The sequence below is a fragment of the Paenibacillus algorifonticola genome, assembly GCF_000971975.1.
GTDB lineage: Bacteria > Bacillota > Bacilli > Paenibacillales > Paenibacillaceae > Pristimantibacillus > Pristimantibacillus algorifonticola.
The window spans coordinates 1-3,651 of sequence record NZ_LAQO01000079.1 but is presented as its reverse complement, the minus strand read 5'-3'; the positions used below and the strand labels follow the sequence as shown (position 1 = coordinate 3,651).

General features: G+C 30.1%; 2 protein-coding genes. One reads left to right on the top strand and one right to left on the bottom strand.

All coding sequences use genetic code 11. The features are described from left to right. On the top strand, positions 1-1,105 hold a 1,105-nt coding region (locus tag WH37_RS32940; protein WP_231594470.1), incomplete at its 5' end, for an ATP-grasp domain-containing protein. Here WH37_RS32940 and WH37_RS32935 read toward each other — a convergent pair. Beyond that, on the bottom strand, positions 1,094-3,610 hold the full coding sequence (locus WH37_RS32935; RefSeq protein WP_046234906.1) for an ATP-binding protein: 2,517 nt from the start codon (positions 3,608-3,610) through the stop codon (positions 1,094-1,096). The genes WH37_RS32940 and WH37_RS32935 overlap by 12 nt on opposite strands. Between the last annotated feature and the right edge of the window lie 41 nt (positions 3,611-3,651).

Below are 3,651 nucleotides of genomic sequence, written 5' to 3'. Positions count from 1 at the left end.
ACCTCCTAATAACTATAAATTATTTGGAGGTTTTGTTGTGTTGAAAGACAAATTCGACTATTTTATTGAGATTTCAAAGAAAAATGTAGATACTATCAATCTCTTTATTGTAACCAATGTAGATGGTGTTACTACTGATTTTAATGATTACGAAAATTATTCAATCACTTCCGAATTTCTTAGTGAGTTTGAACTTGAAGAACTACAAGAAGGATTCTTAAAATTCGGCTTTCGACCAAAAGTTTTTTATGATGAATTGGAATTCATTCAGTATATCCTTTCTCAGAAACACTTAATAAATAATAAACTAACTATTGTTTTTAATATGGCACAGAAAGGAGATAAAGTTGGAAGAAAATCATTAATACCTGCTTTTTGCGATTTAAATAATATTATATATGTTAACTCAAACCCTTATGTTGTTAGCTTGTGTAGAAATAAGTATCACTCTGGAAACATATTAGCGCATCACGGCCTTCCTACACCCAATAGTTGGTTATATACGAAACAAACAAAATGGATTAATGAAAATAGACCACCTCAAAACTCCAAAGTAATTGTGAAATTAAATAATGAATCTGCAAGTATTGGAATTGATGAGAATAACATTCTTAATTTTTCTTCTGAGACTGAAGATATGATTGAGCAAATGAGTATTCACTACCAGCAGGATATTATAATTCAACAATTTATTGAAGGTTTTGAAGTAGAGGTTCCTATCATTAATAGTTCAGAGCCACTTTGCTTGCTGCCAATGGGAATAAAAATAGCAGATCAAGAGTTTTTAGGAAATAACATCTTAACTTACGATAAGCGAAAAAATGATGATTATAAGTATTATAACTTTAATGATATTGATCATGCTTTATGCCAAAAGATTATCAAAACCTCTAAAGAAACTATTACAATCTTAGGGATACAAGGTTTCGGAAGAATTGATTACAGGATAAATACGCAAAATGAATTTTTCATTACGGACATAGCAACTAACCCTCATATTGTTCATCATAGTGCATTTTTCCATGCTTTCAAGCACTTGAACTACTCATACTCTGAAATGTTAGCTGTTCTAATAGGTACTAAATTGTCAAATCTAGGATTCTGACCAAAATTGCATATCGGAGAAAAGATACCCTTTACCGTAAAATTCCCATAAATCAATGTCATCTTCATCTGCTGTTGTTTCTCGGTATGGCAGTAGCATATCTAGCCAAGTTTTTCCGTCGGAATGAATATTGTTATTAAATAATGTTTTTATGACTTCATTCCTGCGCTCATAGTAATCTTTATCACCAATTACAGGACATTTATCATTGATATCATCCCATATCTCTAAAGCTTTTAATTTATTTCCAGCTAAAAACTCTACCACCATTAGATTTGATTCTACATAATATTCATAATAATATTCTACATTTTTTCTTTCTATTAATATTTGCTTTACTTTTCGCAAAAGATTTCTGGCATCTTCAATATTCTCGTTTATTGCAAATAAACAAGCTAAATTAATCTGCATTAATATCATGTCGGAATGTTTCAATTGCTTCTTTTCAAATAAATCTTGAAACACTTTTATTCCTTGATTAGCAGAAATTTTCTTAGACAAAAAGCCACTTAGAACAAAGTTATTTAATATAATTTCCCCTCTTGGGAAATTAATTTGTGGGAAATCCCTCAATAACTCTAGTGCTTTGAGAGTAGTATTAAACGCTTTTGTGAACTGACCGCACACTAAAGCATTTGCTGCGAAGTTATTCAAAGCCATATAATACTCCAAAGGGTTCAATGGTACATTAGTATTTTCTTGTGGCTCAAAATAAGCTACACTTTGCTCTGTTGAGCGGAGAGCATATTTAGTCGATTCAACAGCTCCGGATTTTCTTCTCAAAATGTTGATTTTGTTGGGAGCATTAATATCAAAAGACACCCGATCACCCAAATGTATAGATAATTTTCTATTTATTTTTTTAGCATTTTTAGCATCATTGACATGTACATAAGAAGCAATAAGGGCAGACATAACTCTTGTCCAAATCTCTTCTTCTCCATCAACACTTTCTATATTATAGTATTGTTCCAAACAATTAACAGATTTCTCGCGGAATTCAAGCCTGATTTGTTTACTTAAACTTATAGAAAGCAGATAGTCTCTTTCCGCCAATAATGGAGAAGGGTATATGGATTCAATACTGTTAAGTTCTTCTATACAATTATTGTATTCTTCTTGATGATAAAATTCATAACTTTTCTTAATTCTTTGAACATATAAAACACCAAATTCGTTTGCATGTAATTGAACTTCATTTTCAAAACTAGAGTCATAAAATTCTTTCATCCTTAATCTCTTTACATATTCTAGCAAGTACATAATCCCGGCTTCTTTCATAAGCCCCGCTTGTAATAAAAACTGAGCACGCGCTAGATACTGAGTGGGTCTAACAATTTTAAGGCATTCAGCTGCTGCATAATAATACGATGATTTATTGTCACCTAATTTCAATTTAAAAAGCTCGCGTACAATTTCATGAACAAAAGAGGCACCAGACTCTTCTTTTTCTACTAATGATAGTTCGTTAGCTTTAGCAATGTAGTTTTTTATATTAAATTTGTTTTTCTCTCTTTCATCAGCACTAAATCTAGTCATATTCTCTAATTCGAAAAAAGTAAATGAACGACCAATAATGGATGCATATTTTAAAATTTCAGTAATAACTACTGAGTCTGCTCCATAATTTTTTAAACGCTCTTCAATTAGAATACTCAAGCTGTTTTCTTTTAGGACATTGGAATAATCCAATAAGTCTGAAATTTCATTATCATTTATGAATTTCACCATTTCTCTTATTACGTGCAAATGTCCATTTGTAGCTTTGTAAAGTAAATCCATAATTTTAATATCAATTGTCTTTGTCAATCCAAAATGGATTAAAACATTTTGAAAGTTATCTTTATCAATCTTATTCAAATCATAATGTATAAAATCAAATTTTTTGATTATCCGCAGGACAGATTCATTGTGTTGGCTAACCTGATCTGTTGTAAGATTAATTATGAAAATAGTATCTTTAAGAAAATTCATACTGGTATTTCTTCTATCTATCATTTCATGCAATAACTCTAATGAGGATTCATCCCACCAATGCAAATTATCAATATATATAATATACTTATCTCTTGAAAGTAAATATGATATATTATTTATTGTGTCTAATTGTTCTTTTGTTAATGATGCATTTAGTTCTTCTACTTTTTTTTCTTTTCTTGTTATGAGTTGTAAGATTGTATGCTCTAAAAACTCTCCCGCTACTGGTACTGAGAGAGCTAGTTTAGATAGTGAAGTTTTTGATTTTTTTCGAAAAAAATTCTTTTTAATTAACTCATTATTAATGAAACATTTATTGAATGGTTGTAGTTCAACATTAGTTGAGTACTCTTCACCAATTAATTGCAAAACCTTCTGCTCTGGATCATTCTCCCATTCATTCTTGATTTGATTCATTATAAAACTCTTTCCCGTGCCAGAGGAACCCGCTACTAAAAATAACTGTTGATTAGATTGAATTTCAATTAGTATATTTTCTTTTGTAGTTTTTTGATTTGACAAATACATACGACTCAAAACCTCCAAATAATTTATAGTTATTAGGAGGT

What these genes read in the sequence shown, in the direction of transcription:
- WH37_RS32935 (WP_046234906.1), bottom strand. Translation starts at nt 3,610, where the DNA reads ATGTATTTGTCAAATCAAAAAACTACAAAAGAAAATATACTAATTGAA.